This window comes from Thioalkalicoccus limnaeus, assembly GCF_041197575.1.
Lineage (GTDB): Bacteria > Pseudomonadota > Gammaproteobacteria > Chromatiales > Chromatiaceae > Thioalkalicoccus > Thioalkalicoccus limnaeus.
Genome location: NZ_JBDKXB010000074.1, coordinates 1 through 1,259 on the forward strand (window position 1 = coordinate 1; position 1,259 = coordinate 1,259).

At 60.0% G+C, this 1,259-nt stretch carries 1 protein-coding gene; it reads right to left on the reverse strand.

Annotated elements, in window-relative coordinates:
- Positions 1 to 30: 30 nt before the first annotated feature.
- Positions 31 to 1,196, reverse strand: a protein-coding gene (locus ABC977_RS18120) for an IS3 family transposase (RefSeq protein ID WP_439849212.1) whose coding sequence is annotated in 2 segments (ribosomal slippage) — positions 31 to 947 and positions 947 to 1,196 — 1,167 coding nt in all. Because the reading frame shifts where the segments join, the coding sequence is not laid out codon by codon here.
- Positions 1,197 to 1,259 lie beyond the last annotated feature (63 nt).

Consider the following 1,259-nt stretch of genomic DNA (forward strand, 5'->3'; position numbering starts at 1 on the left):
TGACGTGGTCAAGCGAAAACGGACACACGGTTAAGCGGCATTGGCCAGTTGGCCATTTCTCTCAAACGCATCTGGACTCTGGTAGCCCAGATACGAATGCAGCCGTCGGCTGTTGTAGAACATCGCGATATAGTCGACGATGTCGACGCGGGCTTCTTCGCGGGTCTGGTAATTGCGCCAATGGATCCGTTCGGATTTCAGCGAGCCGAAGAAGCTCTCCACCACAGCGTTATCCCAACAATCGCCCTTGCGACTCATGCTGCCCGCGACGCCGTGGGTCTTAAGCAGCTTGCGGAACGCCCGGCTGGCGTACTGCACGCCGCGATCGGAATGGTGGATCAGTTGCCCCTTCGGTGGCCGGCGGCGCCACAGCGCCATCTGGAGGGCATCACAGACCAACGCGCTCGTTAAGCGCCGCCCCATGGCCCAGCCGACCACCTTGCGCGAGTACAGGTCGATGACCACGGCCAGATAGAGCCAGCCCTGCGCCGTCCACACGTAGGTGATGTCGCCGGCGTAGACCTGGTTAGGAGCCCCGACGGCGAAGTTGCGCTCCAAGCAATTCTCAAACACCGGCTGGTCGTGGTGGCTGTTGGTGGTGACCCGATACCGACGTCGGTAGCGCACCCATACGCCGGCCTCGCGCATCAGGCGGCGGGCCTGATGGCGTCCGACACGATAGCCTAAGGCGCGCAACGCCCTGGCCATGCGCCGCGAACCATAGGTGTGATCCGACGCCTCAGCCAGGTCCCGGACCCAGTCTAGGAGCTCCTGACGTTGTGGGTCCGGAGTACGCTGCCCCCGTCGCAGCCAGCTATAGAAACCGCTGCGGCTCACGCCCAATACTCGGCAAAGCCTCTTCACCGGATAGGCCTTCTTCTCCTGGGCGATGAACTGATATCTCAGCTCGACTCTCTCACGAAGAAGGCCGTCGCTTTTTTTAAGATTTCGCGCTCCATGCGTAAGCGACGATTCTCCTCGCGCAGGCGCCGCAGCTCTTCTCCCTCAGCTGTCAGCTTGCCGTTGCCGCGAAACGCTTCACCCTCCTCAGACTGCGATTCCTTGATCCAGCGTCCCAGCATGCTGCGGTCAATCCCCAGATTCCTGGCCGCCTCTGTTTGCTTATAGCCTTGCTCGAGGACCAACCGGATGGCGTCCTCCTTAAACTCTTGCGTGTACTTCTTGCGTGTGCTCATCTTTTACCTCGGTTTTGCAAATTGTTACTTAACCGAGGTGTCCGTTGCTATTAGACCAGGTCA